This is a genomic window from Streptococcus agalactiae ATCC 13813, from assembly GCF_000186445.1.
GTDB classification, from domain to species: Bacteria; Bacillota; Bacilli; order Lactobacillales; family Streptococcaceae; genus Streptococcus; species Streptococcus agalactiae.
This window is the reverse complement of record NZ_GL636070.1, coordinates 386,151-406,009: the sequence shown is the minus strand read 5'-3', so window position 1 is coordinate 406,009 and position 19,859 is coordinate 386,151. Positions and strand designations below refer to the sequence as shown.

Genomic DNA, 19,859 nt, shown 5'->3' with positions numbered 1-19,859 from the left:
AAGTCTGACTGTACAGTCAGACTTTTAATATTAAATATTTGACCAAACAGACTCAAGAATGTTTGTTTGTTCACGACCAGGCCCTACTGAGAAAGTAGAAATACGAACACCAACCAATTCGCCAACACGGCGAACGTAATTACGTGCATTTTCTGGAAGATCATCTAAGCTACGACAAGCTGTAATATCTTCAGACCAGCCCGGTAATTCTTCATAGATTGGTTTACAACGTTTTAGCTGTTCAAGGCTTGCTGGGTAATAGTCAATACGTTTCCCATCAAGGTCATAAGCCACACAAATTTTCACCGTATCAAGCCCTGAAAGAACATCAATTGAATTCAGAGAGAGGTTAGTAATACCTGATACTCGACGGCTGTGACGCATAACAACAGAATCAAACCATCCAACGCGACGAGGACGACCGGTCGTTGTACCATACTCTTTACCAATCTCACGAATACGGTCACCAACCTCATCAAAAAGTTCTGTTGGGAATGGTCCATCACCAACACGGCTAGTGTAAGCTTTACATACACCTACTACTTTATTAATTTTACTTGGTCCAACTCCCGAACCAATTGTGACACCACCTGCTACTGGATTGGAAGATGTTACAAATGGGTATGTTCCTTGATCAATGTCGAGCATAACTCCTTGTGCTCCTTCAAAAAGAACACGTTTACCGGCATCAAGAGCATCATTTAAGATAACGGATGTATCAGTTACATATTGCTTAATTTGTTGACCATATTCATAATATTCTTCGAAAATATCATTAAATTCAAGAGGTGTACTGTCATACATTTTTTCAAATAAACGATTTTTCTCAGCTAAATTAATTTTCAAACGCTCAGCAAAAACTTCTCTATCAAGAAGGTCAGCAATACGGATACCGACACGCGCAGCTTTGTCCATGTAAGCTGGCCCAATTCCTTTGATGGTTGTTCCAATTTTATTATCACCTTTAGCATCTTCTTGTAGTTGGTCAAGCTTGATGTGGTATGGCAAGATAACATGCGCACGATCTGAAATACGAAGGTTATCCGTTGTTACACCTTCTCCGTGAAGATAAGCTAACTCTTTAACTAATGATTTCGGATTAACGACAACACCATTACCAATGACAGAAATTTTTTCTTTGAAGAAGATTCCTGAAGGGATTAAATGAAGTTTAAATTTTTTGTTATCAATAACGATAGTATGCCCAGCGTTATCACCACCTTGATAACGTGCAATTACTTCTGCGTCAGCAGATAAAAAATCTGTAATTTTACCTTTACCTTCGTCACCCCATTGGGTACCTACTACAACAACTGAAGTCATATTTATTTAACACTGAGTGAGCCTTTTTGGGACTCCCCAATCCTTTCTGGAAAAACATGGCAGGAATTTCACCTGCGAGTTTGTCTGACACCTTATTATAGCAAAAAATGTTTTTTTTGCCAAATTCCTCAAATATTATCGGAAAAAAAGAAAAAATAATTATTAGAAGTGTAAAAAAACGGTAAAAAACTAACATTATAGTTGATAAAGAAATCTTGAAATTTACTGATACCAGCATTCTTAACAATAAAAAAATTCAACGATCTTTTTATTAGAGTCGTTGAATTTTAAATTACCAAGAACAGTTATCACAAGTCAGATATCATATCTATGTTAATGATATTTACTATTATCTTTTCATGAAGTAACTAGTTATCTCTAGCCTGTAGCTCTTCTTTTGTAACTAATTTATAATCTTTAAAAACAATGCCTCCAAAATAGCCTGCTAGTAAAGATAGGATAATACAACCTAGAGCTGTTATTAGTACTTTTATCATTGGGTTATAGGCAAACATGACAGCAAATCCTGCAATTGGTGTCGCTGTTCCAGGAGTATCATTAACTAATTTCATCAAGGCAATTAAAATACCACAAGCTGCACCACCAACAAAATTAGTGACATAGATTGGAATAGGGTTAGCTGAAGTCACGTCAGCTTGAGTTAGAGGCTCAACAGCAAAAGCTATATTATCTTTACGACTTCCAAGTTTTAATTTATGGAAAAGTACACCATTCATAAATGACGAACCAAAGACAGACAAGGCTCCTATAGCCATAGGCATTCCGGTTAATCCTAGCATAGCTGTCAATGCCATAGAAGAAAGTGGTGCTGTCGCCACTACTACAATTGTCCCGCCAAGTATAATCCCCATTAAAATAGGGTTGCTATGAGCACCTGATGTTAAGATATCTCCAATGGTGAGCAAAGTGCTATTAATAAGCGGCGTCAACAGTTTGGCCACAAGACGTGTTAATGGTGCACCAATAATAATAATTGAAATAAGATCTAAACCACCAGGAATATTTCTTTCCATCCACTTAACAAGAAATCCCACTAAATATCCTGCAAGGAAACCAGGAATAATACCTGTTCCAGAAACAGATAAACCAATTAAAACTGCGTATCCTGGGGTTACACCAATAGCAATAGTAACCAATATAGCTGCAGCTACACCAGAAAGTGAACCATTAGCACCACCCACTTCACTTAAAAATTGAAATCCCAAAACTTTACCAAAGAAAGAATCTTGAAAAGCTTCTACAAGGAAGGATGCACAAGCCGCAGATGCCAATGCTCCCATTGCTTTTGTTCCGTAGGGTGCTTTATAATTAAATAAAGTGAAAATCGCTAATACAAGTATTAAAAGACTGGTCCCAATAATGATATTCATAAATATACTCCCGCTAAAAATAGTTAAGTTTTTTATTCTCAGTGTCTGTGTACTACTGCTTCAATTTCAATAAAGGCGCCTTTAGGTAATACTGAAACTTAATTGTACTACGAACTGGATAAGGTGCAACAAAGAAGTCCGACATAATTATTAGGCTTATCTCATGGATTACTCCTTAGTTGCTAATATAATCACATTTTACCTAAAAGCATAACCATAGTCAATAATAATTTTTTATTTTCTTAACTTTTTTTTATTACGATAATTTTTTATTACATTAATCTTTTAAAATAGTCTGATATTGTCTTTTAACCATAAATATATTACTATAATAGTAAGATTAGCATAGAGGAACTACGATATGGATAAAGAAAAATTAGACTATTGGAAGACGATAATAACGTTTCTCCATAATGTTTTAGGTGATAATTACGAAATTGTTTTGCATGTAGTAGATGAAAATGATATCTATATTGGTGAGTTGGTTAATAGTCACATTAGTGGACGAACCATAAGTTCACCTCTAACGACTTTCGCCCTTGATTTAATCAAGAATAAAGTTTATAAGGAAAAAGATTTTGTTACTAACTATAAGGCGATTGTCAGCCCTCTCAATAAAGAAGTTCGTGGATCTACTTTCTTCATCAAGAATGCTCAAAATGAACTTGAAGGGATGTTATGTATCAACCTTGATATTTCTGCATACCAAAATATTGCTTTGGATATTCTAGACTTAGTTAATTTAAATGTTAACAAAATACTACCTAAGTCCCCTCAAAAAATTTCTCTCCCTCAACAGGAGGAACCTGTAGAAGTTCTATCAGGCAATATTCAGGATATTATTAGTGAGATTGTTGATCCTAGTCTTTTAAATCAGAATATTCATTTAAGTCAAGAAGTTAAGGTAGAAATTGTTTCTAAACTTCACGAAAAAGGTGTGTTCCAATTAAAAGGTGCCGTTTCAAAGGTCGCTGAAGTTCTCAACATCTCCGAACCAAGCGTCTATCGTTATCTTAAAAAAATTGAAACTCATTAACTCTAAAACTCTTTTTAACTTATAGATTAATAAGATTGGACTCAAAAGTTCAATCTTTTATTTTTTATGACGCCGGTATAAGATTATTTTAGTTTTCTGTGCCGTAAAACTTAGTTTTTATTATTTTTTTGATAAACTAGTATCATCTGTTACTAGGAGGAATGTTGTCGTGACTATCGATCAACTGTTACAAAGAAGCCACTCTCATCTACCGATTCTACAAGCTACATTTGGCTTAGAGAGAGAAAGCCTTCGTATTCACCAACCCACTCAAAGGGTTGCTCAAACACCCCATCCCAAAACATTAGGGAGTCGTAACTATCATCCTTATATCCAAACGGATTATAGTGAACCTCAATTAGAACTCATTACACCTATTGCAAAGGATAGCAAAGAAGCCATTCGATTTTTGAAAGCTATAAGTGATGTCGCTGGACGCTCTATCAACCACGATGAATACTTATGGCCGCTTTCTATGCCACCCAAAGTGAGGGAAGAAGACATACAGATTGCCCAATTAGAGGATGCTTTTGAATATGATTATCGCAAATATTTGGAGAAAACTTATGGAAAACTAATACAATCCATCTCTGGAATTCACTATAATCTCGGTTTAGGTCAAGAGTTATTAACTTCTCTCTTTGAATTGAGTCAAGCAGATAATGCTATTGATTTTCAGAACCAGCTTTACATGAAATTGTCTCAAAATTTTTTACGTTACCGTTGGTTACTAACTTATCTATACGGAGCGAGCCCAGTAGCTGAAGAAGACTTTTTAAATCAGAAACTTAATAACCCTGTCCGGTCACTTAGAAATAGTCACTTAGGTTATGTGAATCATAAAGATATTCGTATTTCTTATACTAGCTTGAAGGATTATGTCAACAATCTAGAAAATGCTGTAAAAAGTGGGCAATTGATTGCTGAGAAAGAATTTTATTCACCTGTTCGTCTCCGTGGTAGTAAGTCCTGTCGTAATTATTTAGAAAAAGGAATTACATATTTAGAATTTCGCACTTTTGATCTCAACCCATTTAGCCCAATCGGTATAACGCAGGAAACTGTTGATACTGTTCACCTTTTCTTATTGGCGCTTTTGTGGATAGATTCTAGTAGTCATATTGACCAAGATATCAAGGAAGCCAATAGATTAAATGACCTTATAGCACTCAGTCATCCATTAGAAAAATTACCTAATCAAGCACCAGTTTCTGACTTAGTGGATGCTATGCAATCTGTTATCCAACATTTTAACTTACCACCTTACTATCAAGACCTATTGGAATCTGTAAAAAGGCAAATTCAGTCACCTAAATTAACGGTAGCTGGTCAACTTTTAGAAATGATTGAAGGACTTTCCTTAGAAACATTTGGACAAAGACAAGGACAAATTTATCACGATTATGCTTGGGAAGCTCCCTACGCCTTAAAGGGATATGAAACGATGGAACTTTCTACCCAATTGCTACTATTTGACGTTATCCAAAAAGGAGTCAACTTCGAAGTGCTGGATGAACAAGATCAATTCCTAAAATTATGGCACAATAGTCATATTGAGTACGTTAAAAATGGTAATATGACCTCAAAAGATAACTATATTGTACCGCTCGCTATGGCTAACAAAGTTGTTACAAAAAAAATCCTAGATGAAAAGCATTTCCCAACTCCTTTTGGAGATGAATTTACTGACCGTAAAGAGGCACTTAACTATTTTTCACAAATCCAAGATAAACCAATCGTTGTTAAGCCAAAATCAACAAACTTTGGTTTAGGCATTTCTATTTTTAAAACATCAGCTAACTTAGCTTCTTATGAAAAAGCAATTGACATCGCTTTTGCCGAAGATAGTGCTATTCTTGTGGAAGAATATATTGAGGGTACCGAATACCGTTTCTTCGTCCTTGAGGGGGACTGTATTGCTGTATTGCTTAGGGTAGCAGCTAATGTCGTTGGAGATGGTATTCATACTATTAGTCATCTAGTTAAACTTAAAAACCAAAACCCTCTCAGAGGCTATGATCATCGCTCTCCTCTAGAGGTTATTGAGCTCGGAGAAGTAGAACAGTTAATGTTGGAACAACAAGGATACACTGTTAACAGTATCCCTCCAGAAGGAACAAAAATAGAACTTCGTCGTAATTCTAATATTTCCACTGGCGGTGACTCTATAGATGTAACAAATACAATGGATCCTACATATAAACAACTAGCAGCTGAGATGGCAGAGGCTATGGGGGCTTGGGTTTGTGGAGTTGATTTAATTATTCCTAATACCACTCAAGCATACTCAAAAGATAAGAAAAATGCTACTTGCATTGAACTAAACTTTAACCCATTGATGTATATGCACACCTACTGTCAAGAGGGGCCTGGTCAATCTATTACACCTCGAATTTTGGCTAAACTGTTCCCAGAATTATAACTAAAAAGAGTTCCTTAGGCTAAGCTTAAGGAATTTTTGGTTAAAATAAAGTTATCCCTTGTCATCACTAGTTCATTTAAGATAAAATATTAACAACTACAGAAAGTTAGGTTAAATATTATTATGGTTAAAAAACGCTATTCCAAAAATTCTCATAATCTAATAACATTACTTGGTATTGTTGTTCTTGCTTCCCTGATTTCAGACTTTTGGAGTGAGGTGATTGCTACTCTGTTAATTATTGGTGGTGGTTATTGTGCCTATTACGTTTATGATAAAAAGCGTCTTAAACGTTTTACATCAAACCAACGTATTGAAGCTTTAAAATCCGATATTAAAGAGACTGACCAAGACATTAGACACTTGGAAATTTTAAAAAAAGACAATCGTTCTAAGGAATATATCAAATTAGCACATCAAATATTACCTCAATTGGACCTAATTCGTAATGAAGCAAACCAACTACAAAAAGCCATTGAGCCTAATATCTATAAACGTATCACCAAAAAAGCAAATACATTTAGTAATGAGATTAACGAACAACTAATAAAGCTACATGCCTCTCCAGAACTAGAACCTATTTCTGATCAGGAAGATGAAATGATACGCATTGCTCCGGAATTAAAACCGTTCTATCACAATATTCAAGATGACCACTTTGCTATCTTAAAAAAGATTGAAGAGGCAGATAACAAAGCTGAATTAGCAGCAATTCATCAAGCCAATATGAAACGTTTTACAGATGTTCTGGCTGGCTACATCAGAATCAAACAATCTCCTAAAAATTTTAACAATGCTAAGGAACGCCTAGAACAAGCATTACAAGCAATTAAAAAATTTAATTTAGATTTAGATGAAACGCTGCGCCAATTGAATGAAAGTGATATGAAAGATTTTGACGTTAGCCTAAGAATGATGCAAGACGAAAGGAACAATAAATGAGCGATACCTTTAATTTTGATATTGACCAAATTGCAGACAATGCTATCACTAAAACAGATAAAACAACAGAAATTATTTCCAACCAGACAACAAGTCAAACTGGGCAAATTGCCTTTTTTGAAAAACTAACACCAGCACAAAAGTCTGCTATCTCTGAAAAAACACCAGCTTTGGTAGATACTTTTGTCGGCGATCAAAATGCGCTCCTTGATTTTGGACAATCCGCAGTAGAAGGCGTTAATACCACTGTTAATCATATCTTGTCTGAGCAGAAAAAAATTCAAATTCCTCAAGTTGATGATTTACTAAAAAATGCTAATCGCGAACTAAATGGATTTATTACCAAATATAAAGATGCTACTCCGGCAGAATTAGAGAAAAAACCAAACTTGATTCAAAAATTATTCAAACAAAGCAAGGCCTCACTACAGGAATTTTATTTTGACTCACAAAACATCGAGCAAAAAATGGATATGATGGCAGCAAATGTTGTCAAACAAGAAGATACTTTAGCAAGAAATATCGTCTCTGCTGAAATGCTCATTGAAGATAATACTAAATCTATTGAAAATTTGGTTGGAGTTATTGCTTTTATTGAATCGAGTCAAGCCGAGGCTGCCAATCGTGCAAGCCACTTACAACAAGAAATTCTAGCATTAGATAGCCAAACGTCCGAATATCAAATTAAAAGTAACCAATTAGCTCGAATGACTGAAGTTATCAATACTCTCGAACAGCAACATACTGAATATGTCAGCCGTCTCTACGTTGCATGGGCAACAACACCACAGATGCGAAACTTGGTCAAAGTATCGTCAGATATGCGTCAGAAACTTGGCATGTTACGTCGAAATACCATTCCAACAATGAAACTCTCAATCGCTCAGTTAGGCATGATGCAACAATCTGTCAAATCCGGTGTCACTGCTGATGCTATTGTCAACGCTAATAATGCAGCATTGCAGATGCTGGCTGAAACTAGTAAAGAAGCGATTCCGATGTTAGAGAAGACCGCACAAAGCCCCACTGTTTCTATTAAATCTGTCACTGCATTAGCTGAAAGCTTAGTGGCTCAAAATAATGGTATTATCGCTGCCATAGACAAAGGACGTAAGGAACGTGCCCAATTAGAATCTGCTGTTATTAAATCGGCTGAAACAATCAATGATTCTGTCAAAATTCGTGATAAAAAAATAGTTGAAGCCTTACTCAACGAAGGTAAATCTACCCAAGAAAAAGTTGATGAGTCTTAACTTACTATCATATCCACTAAATAAAAACGATACTGTAAAACACAGTATCGTTTTTATATCATTAATTTATACCGTTTTCATCTATATTTTCCTGACTATCTCCAATGCAAAATAAGCCTTTTATGCTATAATATGACTTATGGATAAAATTATAAAATCAATTTCAACTTCCGGTTCTTTCCGGGCCTATGTCCTTGATTGTACAGAAACTGTAAGAACAGCTCAAGAAAAACATCAGACACTTTCAAGTTCTACTGTAGCTCTTGGGAGAACATTAATTGCAAATCAAATTTTAGCAGCAAATCAAAAAGGAAATAGTAAAGTAACTGTCAAGGTTATTGGAGATAGCTCTTTTGGTCATATTATTTCTGTAGCTGATACTAAAGGAAATGTTAAAGGTTACATCCAAAATACGGGTGTTGATATCAAGAAAACAGCTACTGGAGAGGTCTTAGTTGGACCTTTCATGGGGAATGGACACTTTGTCGTTATTACCGATTACGGAACTGGGCAACCTTACACTTCAACAACTCCACTAATTACAGGAGAAATTGGAGAAGATTTTGCTTATTATTTAACCGAAAGTGAGCAAACACCTTCTGCCATCGGTTTAAATGTCCTCTTAGATGACGAGGATAAGGTTAAAGTTGCAGGTGGATTCATGCTTCAGGTGCTCCCAGGTGCTTCTGACGAAGAAATTTCTCGCTATGAAAAACGCATTCAGGAGATGCCTTCTATTTCAAGTCTGCTAGAGTCTGAAAATCATATAGAATCTCTCCTTCCAGCTATTTACGGAGAAGACGACTACAAGCGCTTATCGGAAGACTCTTTAGCCTTCTACTGTGACTGTTCAAAAGAACGTTTTGAAGCCGCTCTATTGACTTTAGGAACTAAAGAATTGCAAGCCATGAAGGATGAAGATAAAGGTGTTGAAATTACTTGTCAATTTTGCAACCAGACTTACTATTTCACAGAAGAAGATTTGGAGAAGATAATTAATGACTCAATTAAATAGTTCATTTATGATTGGGAAGGTTGAAATTCCTCATCGTACCGTACTAGCACCGATGGCAGGTATTACTAATTCTGCTTTTCGTACTATCGCTAAAGAATTTGGTGCTGGTCTCGTTGTTATGGAAATGATTTCTGAGAAAGGGTTACTTTATAACAACGAAAAGACCTTACATATGCTCCATATCGATGAAAATGAACATCCTATGTCAATTCAACTATTTGGTGGCGATGCAGAAGGCTTAAAACGTGCAGCTGACTTTATCCAAAGTAATACGAAAGCAGATATCGTAGACATCAATATGGGATGTCCAGTTAACAAAGTTGTTAAAAATGAAGCGGGAGCTAAATGGTTACGTGACCCTGAAAAAATTTATCATATTGTTAAAGAGGTAACGTCTGTACTTAACATTCCATTAACAGTAAAAATGCGTACAGGATGGTCTGACTCATCTAATGCTGTAGAAAATGCACTCGCTGCCGAATCTGCTGGTGTATCTGCACTTGCTATGCACGGTCGAACGCGTGAACAAATGTATACTGGCACGTGTGACCATGAAACACTTGGCAAGGTCGCTAAAGCTGTTACTAGTATTCCTTTTATTGCTAATGGTGACATTCGTACTGTTCACGATGCCAAATTTATGATTGAAGAGATTGGAGCTGACGCTATAATGGTTGGACGTGGTGCTCGTAGCAATCCTTACATCTTTACACAGATTAATCATTTCTTTGAAACAGGCGAAATCCTTCCTGACCTACCATTTGAGAAGATGTTAGATGTTGCCGAGGATCATCTCACTCGACTAGTTAATTTAAAAGGTGAAACTATTGCCGTTCGTGAATTTCGAGGGTTAGCACCTCATTATCTGCGTGGAAAATCAGGCGCAGCAAAAATTAGAGGAGCTGTTTCACGTGCAGAAACACTAGCAGAAGTTCAAGAACTTTTTGCAGGTTTACGCTAAATCAAAAACAGTCCTTTGACTGTTTTTTCCTATCTCTGTACAAATTTAGCATAAATCATTGTGTAATGAAAACTCAAAAGTATAACAAATTATTTTAGCATAACAGAATTAAGGAGAATTATGTTGATTGTTTTAGCTGGAACCATTGGAGCAGGTAAAAGCTCCCTTGCAGCTGCTCTAGGACAACACCTAGGGACAGATGTTTTCTATGAGGCGGTTGATAATAACCCAGTTTTAGATCTTTACTATCAAGATCCCAAAAAATATGCTTTTTTACTACAAATATTCTTTTTAAATAAACGATTCCAATCTATAAAAGAAGCCTATAAGGCTAACAATAATGTTTTGGATCGTTCTATTTTTGAAGATGAACTATTCCTCACTCTAAATTATAAGAATGGAAATGTGACTAAAACAGAGCTAGATATCTATAAAGAACTTCTTGCAAATATGTTGGAAGAATTAGAAGGTATGCCTAAGAAGAGACCTGATTTGCTAGTCTACATTGATGTTTCATTTGATAAAATGTTAGAACGTATTGACAAACGAGGACGCAGCTTTGAGCAAGTTGATTCTCACCCAGAATTATACGACTACTACAAACAAGTCCATTCTGAATATCCAGAATGGTATGAAAATTACGACGTTTCACCTAAAATTCGGATCGATGGTAACAAACTTGATTTCGTCAAAAATCCAGAGGATCTTCAACACGTCCTTGACACTATTGATTCCGAATTGCAAAAACTTGATTTACTATAATTAGGTGATATCTATGATTATAAGACCTGTCCTACCCTCAGATGCTAAAGAATTACTTGCTATCTATGCTCCCTACGTTACTGACACTACAATAACGTTTGAATACGATATTCCTAGTATATCGGAATTCACTAATCGTATCAAAAATATCAGCAAATCTTTCCCATATTTAGTTGCTGAAGAAAATGGGAAAGTAGTAGGTTATGCATATGCTTCAACTTACTACGCTAGAGCTGCCTATGACTGGACTTGCGAGCTTTCTATTTACCTTGATAAAGATGCACGTAGCAAAAAAATTGGTAGCCAACTATATGATACATTGGAGAAAGAATTAGTTAGCCAAGGGTATGTTAATCTACTCGCTTGTATCAGTTTACCAAATGATATAAGTATTGCATTCCACAAAAAAAGAGGATTTAATCAAGTCGCACATTTCCCAAAAATCGGATTTAAATTTGAACAATGGCATGACATTGTGTGGTTACAAAAGCGATTGAAATCTTAAGGTAATCTTTAGATTTATTTTAAGTTAGCAAAAGATTAGGATATTATAATATATTTATCCTAAAATTTTTCAACGACTTTCAGTCGTACCTATATCTACAAGTGCAATTGTTAGATATAGATCCTTTTACTTTTCATAAATCTATAAGAAAATGTCCAAAATATTTTGGACATTTTCTTTTTATATTAAAATTCCAGTACCCATCGGTACTGGAATGTTTTATGATTTTGCAATATCAAATTTCAATTTGCCTTTGGATACGCCAATCTTAATTACTTGCCCCTCTTTCACTTGATTTGCCAATAGTAGTTCTGATAAATGATCCTCTACTTGCGTTTGAATAGTTCTACGCAGTGGACGAGCACCCATTTCTATATCATAGCCATCCTCTGCCAAGTGTTTCAAGGCTGAAGGCTGGAATTTCAGATCCATACCTTTATCTTTAAGCGCTAAAATTAAAGGTTTAACCATAATTTTCACAACTTCACGCATATTATCTTGACTGAGACTATGGAATACAACTTTCTCATCAATACGATTGATAAACTCTGGTCGATAAGCTTTTTTAAGCTCCTCCATAATACGTTTTTGCATAGCAGTATAATCATGGCTGATATCCTTAGCTCCAAAACCAACTGTTTTATCGTCACGTAATGCAGTTGCTCCTAAATTAGAAGTCATAATGATTATAGTATTTGAAAAGTCAACTTTTCGTCCTCGACTATCTGTTAAAACGCCATCATCAAGCACTTGTAATAATACATTAAAAATATCTGGATGAGCTTTTTCAACTTCATCAAAAAGTAAAACTGAATATGGTTTATTGCGTACTTTTTCAGTCAGCTCTCCTCCTTCATCATAACCAACATAACCTGGAGGTGCCCCATTCAGGCGAGAAGCTGCGAATTTTTCCATATATTCCGACATATCAAAACGAATTAGGGCTGATTCATCATCAAACAACACTTCTGCCAAGGCTTTTGCTAACTCTGTCTTACCAACACCAGTTGGTCCCAAGAACATAAAGGAACCAATAGGACGCTTACCAGTACGAATGCCAGATTGATTGCGACGGATAGCACGACTAATGGCAGTAACTGCATCATCTTGACCGATAACACGTTTATGCAATTCTTTTTCTAAATTGAGGTATTTTTTACTATCAGCTTGTGTCAATTTTTCAACAGGAATACCAGATAGACGGCTGAGAGTTGCCATAATATGATCTTCGGTTACGGCAATAGGCTTATGCTTTTTATCCTTATGACTTGCTTTTAGAGCTTTAGAAGCAGATTTCATATCATCATCTAAAATAGCTTGGTCAACTTCTGTTAAAAGCGATGGAGCATTTTTCTTAATCATCATTTGCACAGTGGCAGAAGCTTCATCAAGTAAGTCTATAGCTGAGTCTGGTAAATTCTTACTTGTCAAATAACGATGAGCCACTTTTACAGCAGTCATAACTGCTTCATCTGAAATGGTAACATTATGAAAGGCTTCATACGCTGGCTTCAATCCAAGTAGAATTTCATATGCGTCTTCAAGATTTGGTTCTTCTACTAAAACTTTTGCAAAGCGACGAGATAAAGCAGCATCTTTTTCAATATGCTTTTGATATTCCTCTTGAGTTGTTGCTCCAATAGTGCGTAAAGTGCCTCGAGCCAAAGCTGGTTTTAAAATATTAGCAGCATCAAGTGTGCTATCAATACCAGAGCCAGAACCCATAATAGTATGCAGTTCATCAATGAAAAGAATAATATGACCGTCTTCTTCAATATCTGCAATGATTTGATTCATACGTTCCTCAAAATCACCACGAAAACGAGTTCCAGCAACAACGCTCATCATATCTAACTCTAGAACACGCATATCTCTAAGCTCATAAGGAATATTTCCATTAGCAATACGTTGTGCTAGACCGTACGCCAAAGCTGTTTTACCGACACCCGCATCTCCAACTAAGACAGGATTATTCTTTGTTTTACGACTTAAGACTTGGACCATACGTGAAATTTCTTTATCACGCCCAATAACAGGTTCAATTTCCTCATCAACCGCCATCTGTGATAAATCACGTGTGAAATCAGCTAAATCACCAGCAGTACTTGGTGGTTTCATCATATCAGAAAAAGAAGCACCCGACTTTGCTTTTTTAGGATTACGTAATTCATAAATTGCTTTGATATCATCTTTTGTAAAACCGGCATGACGTTCTAGAGCCTTACGTAAATCAACCATACGAACTGATTCACCATCGTCTTGACCTCTAAAGCCAACTAATTCTAAGATACGTGTGGCTAATAAATCTTTATTAACCAACATAGCAAGCAAGACATGTTCAGTACCCACATCTTCAGCTCCTACTATGATACTAATATTTTCTGCTAACTTTAAGATCTTTTTCAAAGCCGATGATTGCTCTAAAAATTGATAATCGGTAATCTCTTCTTTCGGTGCTCTACCTAAAGCTAAAATTGTTGCTGCTTCGTACTCTTCAATTGCAACTTCAGACTCATATTCAGCAAATGTCAAACCAGCTACTGAATCATGAACTAAAACCATTGCTAAAAGAAGATGCCAGCTTTCTAAATAGTGACTTTCATAGCGTGCTGCTTGAAATTGCGCCAACCTGAATACTTCTTGTAATTTTATGGAATAATGACTCATAAATGGAATCCTTTTCTATCTAATCGTTGTAATAATTTACGGAGCATACGAGCTCTAATAACAGAGGCTTGCTCTCCTAAGACGTCATCACCTGATGTCGCCAGAATCAAATTTCCTTCACGTTCTGTAATTATCTCTTCATCGAATAATAATTGAATCAAATCATCAAAGACTTGTTCACTGATACGCTCGCCAATCGTTGATAACATATTTCCAAATAATTGGTGTTGATCAGAAAAATGAACCTTAGCAATGCGGATGTAACCTCCACCACCTCGTTTACTCTCAACCACATAACCACGGCTTTCAGTAAACCGTGTCTTAATGACATAGTTAATCTGACTAGGAACAACTTGAAAAGTATCAGCTAAATTGGAACGCTTTATTTCAGCAATTCCTGATTGTTCTAATAATGATTTTATATATTCTTCAATATTATCGGAAGTATTTTTTATGGCCACAAATTCACTCCTTCCTCTTTGACTATAACTGACTATTATTATATCAAATTTTTAAAAGATACGGAAATGAAATCTATCTAAGGACAGTAAAACTAGAATGACCGCGGATTTTAGTTGTCATTACTAGAAAGATAAGATAAAATGGAATAATACCATAGAAAGGTTTTATTTAATGAATTACATTATTACATTTTTGATTTCAATGATTCCCTTAGTGGAACTACGAGGAGCTGTGCCATTTGCAATCGCTAATGGAATACCTTTGTGGGAAGCGCTAGCTATCGGTGTTGTTGGAAACATGCTACCTGTACCTATCATCTTCTTCTTTGCTCGCAAAGTTCTAGAATGGGGAGCAGATAAACCTTATACTGGTAAGTTTTTCACATGGTGCCTTAAAAAAGGACATAGCGGTGGTCAAAAACTTGAAAAAGTAGCTGGAGAAAAAGGATTGTTTATTGCCTTGCTATTGTTTGTAGGCATTCCCTTACCCGGAACAGGAGCCTGGACTGGCACGCTTGCAGCTAGCCTCCTAGATTGGGAATTTAAACATAGTGTTATTGCTGTTATGCTAGGTGTTATACTAGCTGGATGCATCATGGGAACATTATCCATTATCGGCTTCAACCTATTCTAGAAAAGTTAAGGTGAGATGACTGTCTCTCCTTTTTTAATATTTGCCAATCCACCAATTCGATACCAAAATAAGACACTTGACTTAAGCCAAGTGTCTTATTTTAAAATATATTTACTGACAACATTTTGCTGCCAAATTATAATATAAAGCGAGTGTTAATTATTTTTCAAGTGCTGCTGCCATTGTAGCTGCAACTTCTGCTTCAAAGTCGTTAGAAGCTTTCTCAATACCTTCTCCAACTTCAAAACGTACGAAAGCAACTGCTTTAGCATTTACTGACTCAAGATAAGCTTCAACTGTTTTGCTATCATCCATGATGTAAACTTGAGCAAGGAGTGTGTACTCTTGGTCAACTTTAGTGTTATCAAGCATGAAACGATCCATTTTACCTGGAACGATTTTATCCCAGATTTTTTCTGGTTTACCTTCTGCAGCTAATTCTGCTTTGATGTCTTCTTCTGCTTGGGCAATAACTTCATCAGTCAATTGAGCTTTTGATCCATATTTAAGGAATGGAAGAGCTGGTTTGTTAACCATAGCACGACTCTCGTTGTCTTGCTCAATTTTGTGGTTCAACTGTGCTAATTCATCATGAACAAATTGTGCATCAAGTTCAGTATATGAAAGAACAGTTGGCTTCATAGCTGCAACGTGCATTGATACTTGTTTAGCAAGTGCATCGTCGCCACCTTCAACAACAGTAATTACTCCGATACGTCCACCATTATGTTGGTATGCACCAAAATGTTGCTCATCAGTTTTTTCAACTAAAGCGAAGCGACGGAATGAAATTTTTTCACCAATTGTAGCAGTTGCAGTTACAAATGCTTGTTCTAAAGTTTCACCTGAAGGCATTGTTAAAGCAAGTGCTTCTTCATTGTTTGAAGGACGTCCTTCTGCAATAACTTTAGCAGTTTCATTAACTAATGTTACAAATTGGTCGTTTTTAGCAACAAAGTCAGTCTCAGCGTTAACTTCAATAACTGCTGCAACGTTACCATCAACATAAACACCTGTTAAACCTTCAGCAGCAACACGGTCTGCTTTTTTAGCTGCTTTAGCCATACCTTTTTCGCGAAGTAATTCAATCGCTTTATCAAGGTCACCATCAGTTTCTACTAATGCTTTTTTAGCGTCCATAACGCCTGCACCTGATTTTTCACGCAATTCTTTTACAAGTTTAGCTGTGATTTCTGCCATTTTCGTTCTCCTCTTAATTTCAAATAATGATTAAAAAAACGAGACAGAGCGGTTTGCATCTGCCCCGTTTTAGGATTTACAATAAATTAAATATTAGTCGTTGTTTGATCCTTCAACTACTTCAACGATTTCTTCAATTGAATCTGCTTGTGCTTCTTGAGCGAAGTCAATGTCAGCATCTTCACCTTGACGACCTTCAATAACTGCATCAGCTAATTTAGAAGTAATTAATTTAACGGCGCGAATAGCGTCATCGTTTGCTGGGATGATAACATCGATATCATCTGGATCAGCGTTAGTGTCAACCATAGCTACAACTGGAATACCAAGTTTTTTAGCTTCTTTAACAGCGATTTGCTCTTTATGTGGGTCAACAACATACATTACATCTGGGATGCGTGGCATATCTTCGATACCACCCAAGAATTTTTCAAGACGTGCACGTTGTTTGTTTAACAATGCAACTTCTTTCTTAGGAAGAAGTTCAAAAGTTCCTTCTTCTTCCATACGTTTGATTTCTTTCAAACGAGCAATACGTTTTTGGATAGTTCCCCAGTTAGTAAGAGTTCCACCTAACCAACGGTGGTTAATGAAGTATTGACCAGCACGTTTAGCTTCTTCAGCAACAGCTTCAGCTGCTTGTTTCTTAGTACCAACAAACAAGATAACTGCATCGTTTGCTGCAGCATCACGAACAAATTCGTAAGCTTGGTCAGCTAATTTTACAGTTTGTTGAAGGTCGATAACGTGGATACCATTACGTTCTGTGAAGATGTACTTAGCCATCTTAGGGTTCCAGCGACGAGTTTGGTGACCAAAGTGAACACCAGCCTCAAGAAGTTGTTTCATTGAAATTACTGCCATGAGTAAGTTCTCCTTTAAAAATGTTTTTTCCTCTCTCAGACTTCGACTTGCAGCCTAACCTTTCGGCAACAAGACCACAATTGATCTAAGATGAGTATTTGTCACTTTAAGCAACTATAATAGTTTATCAAAAAAAGTTAGATTTGACAAGCTATAAAATCTTCTACTCTATTAGAAAAATCATACTTTTCTTAGAAAAATGTAAACGTTTTTATTGGAGATTTAAAAGTATTTCGTTTATAATTAGGCTATTAAAAAATAAAGGAGGACATTATTATGTCATTAGTCGGAAAAGAAATTATTGAATTTTCAGCTCAAGCTTATCACGATGGAAAATTCATCACTGTTACAAATGAAGACGTTAAAGGAAAATGGGCAGTTTTTTGTTTCTACCCAGCAGACTTTTCATTTGTTTGCCCAACTGAACTTGGTGACCTTCAAGAGCAATATGAAACACTTAAATCTCTTGATGTAGAAGTTTATTCTGTCTCTACTGATACTCATTTTGTTCATAAAGCATGGCATGATGACTCAGATGTCGTTGGTACTATCACATATCCTATGATTGGTGACCCTTCACACCTTATTTCACAAGGTTTTGATGTCCTTGGTCAAGACGGTCTAGCACAACGTGGTACATTTATCATTGATCCAGACGGTGTCATCCAAATGATGGAAATTAATGCTGATGGCATCGGACGTGATGCAAGTACTCTCATTGATAAAGTCCGTGCTGCTCAATACATCCGCCAACATCCAGGTGAAGTTTGTCCAGCTAAATGGAAAGAAGGAGCTGAAACTTTAACTCCTAGTTTAGACCTTGTAGGTAAAATTTAATAACCAGGAGGTAATCCATGGTCTTAGATAAAGAAATCAAGGCTCAATTAGCGCAATATTTAGATTTGCTAGAATCTGATATTGTATTACAAGCTGATTTAGGAGATAACGATAATTCTCAAAAAGTAAAGGATTTTCTAGATGAAATTGTCGCTATGTCTGATCGCATCAGCCTTGAATCAACACATTTAAAACGTCAACCTAGTTTTGGAATTGCAAAAAAAGGGCATGAAAGTCGCGTTATTTTTTCAGGCTTGCCAATGGGGCATGAATTCACATCTTTCATTTTAGCTTTGTTGCAAGTCTCTGGTCGCGCACCAAAAGTTGATGAAGATATTATCAAACGAATTAAGGGGATTGAGAAAACTATCAATCTAGAAACTTATGTTTCATTAACTTGCCATAATTGTCCAGATGTCGTTCAAGCCTTTAATATAATGGCTGTTTTGAATCCGAATATCACTCATACTATGATTGAAGGAGGCATGTATCAAGACGAAGTCAAATCAAAAGGCATCATGTCTGTTCCTACTGTTTATAAGGACCAAGAAGAATTTACTTCTGGCCGTGCTACAATTGAACAGCTTTTAGAACAACTAGATGGACCTCTTGATGCTGAAGCATTTGCTGACAAAGGTGTCTATGATGTTCTAGTTATTGGTGGTGGTCCTGCAGGTAACAGTGCTGCAATTTATGCCGCTCGTAAAGGGTTAAAAACAGGTATTTTAGCAGAAACTTTTGGTGGACAAGTTATCGAAACAGTTGGTATTGAGAACATGATTGGTACACTGTACACAGAAGGCCCTAAATTAATGGCTCAAATTGAAGAGCATACCAAATCTTACGATATTGATATTATCAAGAGTCAATTAGCAACTGGCATTGAGAAAAAAGAATTAATTGAGGTAACACTGGCTAACGGAGCTATTTTACAAGCTAAAACTGCTATCCTAGCTCTGGGTGCTAAGTGGCGAAATATCAACGTTCCTGGCGAGGAAGAATTCCGCAATAAAGGTGTTACTTACTGTCCACATTGTGATGGCCCTCTTTTCGAAGGAAAAGATGTTGCTGTTATAGGTGGTGGTAATTCAGGTATGGAAGCTGCTTTAGATCTAGCCGGTGTCACTAAACATGTTACAGTCCTAGAATTCTTACCTGAGCTCAAAGCAGACCAAGTACTGCAAGAAAGAGCAGCTAAAACTGACAATTTAACTATTCTTAAGAATGTTGCTACTAAAGATATCGTTGGTGAAGATCATGTCACTGGTTTAAACTATACCGATCGTGATACAAACGAAGAAAAACACATTGATTTAGAAGGTGTTTTTGTACAAATTGGTCTTGTACCAAGTACATCTTGGCTCAAGGATAGCGGCATTGAACTCAATGAACGTCAAGAAATTGTCGTTGATAAATTTGGCTCAACAAATATCCCTGGTATTTTTGCTGCAGGTGACTGTACAGATGCTGCCTACAAGCAAATCATTATTTCCATGGGGTCTGGTGCCACAGCTGCCATTGGCGCATTTGATTATTTAATCAGACAATAATCTAAAAGAGATTGATACAATAGGTATCAATCTCTC

General features: G+C 36.3%; 17 protein-coding genes. 11 read left to right on the top strand and 6 right to left on the bottom strand.

From position 1 onward, the window contains the following. Positions 1-30: 30 nt before the first annotated feature. Complete coding sequence (locus HMPREF9171_RS111030; RefSeq protein ID WP_000205041.1) at positions 31-1,323, bottom strand: adenylosuccinate synthase; 1,293 nt, start codon at positions 1,321-1,323, stop codon at positions 31-33. Positions 1,324-1,691: 368 nt separating this feature from the next. Beyond that, positions 1,692-2,714, bottom strand: coding sequence for a PTS sugar transporter subunit IIC (locus tag HMPREF9171_RS111035; protein ID WP_001021303.1), 1,023 nt, complete (start codon positions 2,712-2,714; stop codon positions 1,692-1,694). Positions 2,715-3,075: 361 nt separating this feature from the next. Between HMPREF9171_RS111035 and HMPREF9171_RS111040 the strand changes: the two genes are divergently transcribed. The 8 genes from HMPREF9171_RS111040 (at position 3,076) to HMPREF9171_RS111075 (ending at position 11,610) form a co-directional block, all read left to right on the top strand. Next, complete coding sequence (locus tag HMPREF9171_RS111040) at positions 3,076-3,750, top strand: helix-turn-helix transcriptional regulator (protein ID WP_000356661.1); 675 nt, start codon at positions 3,076-3,078, stop codon at positions 3,748-3,750. Between the two features lie 169 nt (positions 3,751-3,919). Next, positions 3,920-6,172: a bifunctional glutamate--cysteine ligase GshA/glutathione synthetase GshB gene (gshAB, locus tag HMPREF9171_RS111045; RefSeq protein ID WP_000151064.1), complete on the top strand. Its 2,253-nt coding sequence runs from the start codon at positions 3,920-3,922 to the stop codon at positions 6,170-6,172. A 123-nt stretch (positions 6,173-6,295) separates the two neighbouring features. Then, positions 6,296-7,114, top strand: coding sequence for a hypothetical protein (locus tag HMPREF9171_RS111050; RefSeq protein WP_000239571.1), 819 nt, complete (start codon positions 6,296-6,298; stop codon positions 7,112-7,114). Next, positions 7,111-8,367, top strand: coding sequence for a toxic anion resistance protein (locus tag HMPREF9171_RS111055; RefSeq protein ID WP_001285398.1), 1,257 nt, complete (start codon positions 7,111-7,113; stop codon positions 8,365-8,367). The genes HMPREF9171_RS111050 and HMPREF9171_RS111055 overlap by 4 nt, the downstream gene beginning before the upstream one ends. A gap of 139 nt (positions 8,368-8,506) precedes the next feature. Then, the gene (gene hslO, locus HMPREF9171_RS111060) at positions 8,507-9,382 is read left to right on the top strand and encodes an Hsp33 family molecular chaperone HslO (RefSeq protein ID WP_000357826.1); all 876 of its coding nucleotides are present in this window, start codon (positions 8,507-8,509) and stop codon (positions 9,380-9,382) included. Further along, a complete protein-coding gene (gene dusB, locus HMPREF9171_RS111065) occupies positions 9,366-10,343 on the top strand; it encodes a tRNA dihydrouridine synthase DusB (RefSeq protein WP_000192735.1) in 978 nt (325 codons plus the stop codon). The genes hslO and dusB overlap by 17 nt, the downstream gene beginning before the upstream one ends. 120 nt (positions 10,344-10,463) lie before the next feature. Continuing rightward, on the top strand, positions 10,464-11,105 hold the full coding sequence (locus HMPREF9171_RS111070; RefSeq protein WP_000909521.1) for a deoxynucleoside kinase: 642 nt from the start codon (positions 10,464-10,466) through the stop codon (positions 11,103-11,105). A 13-nt stretch (positions 11,106-11,118) separates the two neighbouring features. Then, on the top strand, positions 11,119-11,610 hold the full coding sequence (locus HMPREF9171_RS111075) for a GNAT family N-acetyltransferase (RefSeq protein ID WP_000586903.1): 492 nt from the start codon (positions 11,119-11,121) through the stop codon (positions 11,608-11,610). Between the two features lie 219 nt (positions 11,611-11,829). Here HMPREF9171_RS111075 and HMPREF9171_RS111080 read toward each other — a convergent pair whose 3' ends face one another. Both HMPREF9171_RS111080 and HMPREF9171_RS111085 read right to left on the bottom strand, forming a co-directional pair. Further along, on the bottom strand, positions 11,830-14,277 hold the full coding sequence (locus HMPREF9171_RS111080) for an ATP-dependent Clp protease ATP-binding subunit (protein WP_000020279.1): 2,448 nt from the start codon (positions 14,275-14,277) through the stop codon (positions 11,830-11,832). Further along, entirely contained in the window at positions 14,274-14,738 is a 465-nt protein-coding gene (locus tag HMPREF9171_RS111085) for a CtsR family transcriptional regulator (protein ID WP_000985641.1), read from the bottom strand. The genes HMPREF9171_RS111080 and HMPREF9171_RS111085 overlap by 4 nt, the downstream gene beginning before the upstream one ends. Positions 14,739-14,910: 172 nt before the next feature. Between HMPREF9171_RS111085 and HMPREF9171_RS111090 the strand changes: the two genes are divergently transcribed. Beyond that, complete coding sequence (locus HMPREF9171_RS111090; protein WP_001106578.1) at positions 14,911-15,372, top strand: COG2426 family protein; 462 nt, start codon at positions 14,911-14,913, stop codon at positions 15,370-15,372. A gap of 159 nt (positions 15,373-15,531) precedes the next feature. Here HMPREF9171_RS111090 and tsf read toward each other — a convergent pair whose 3' ends face one another. Together tsf and rpsB are read right to left on the bottom strand one after the other, a co-directional pair. Beyond that, positions 15,532-16,572, bottom strand: a complete 1,041-nt coding sequence (gene tsf, locus HMPREF9171_RS111095; RefSeq protein ID WP_000808080.1) for a translation elongation factor Ts — start codon at positions 16,570-16,572, stop codon at positions 15,532-15,534. Positions 16,573-16,665: 93 nt separating this feature from the next. Beyond that, positions 16,666-17,436, bottom strand: coding sequence for a 30S ribosomal protein S2 (gene rpsB, locus HMPREF9171_RS111100; protein ID WP_000268452.1), 771 nt, complete (start codon positions 17,434-17,436; stop codon positions 16,666-16,668). Positions 17,437-17,712: 276 nt separating this feature from the next. Here rpsB and ahpC point away from each other — a divergent pair, with 276 nt between their 5' ends. Together ahpC and ahpF are read left to right on the top strand one after the other, a co-directional pair. Beyond that, positions 17,713-18,273 (top strand): alkyl hydroperoxide reductase subunit C, encoded by a 561-nt coding sequence (gene ahpC / locus HMPREF9171_RS111105; protein WP_000060538.1) that lies wholly within the window; start codon positions 17,713-17,715, stop codon positions 18,271-18,273. A 17-nt stretch (positions 18,274-18,290) separates the two neighbouring features. Then, positions 18,291-19,823: an alkyl hydroperoxide reductase subunit F gene (gene ahpF / locus HMPREF9171_RS111110; protein WP_000242127.1), complete on the top strand. Its 1,533-nt coding sequence runs from the start codon at positions 18,291-18,293 to the stop codon at positions 19,821-19,823. Positions 19,824-19,859: the final 36 nt, after the last annotated feature.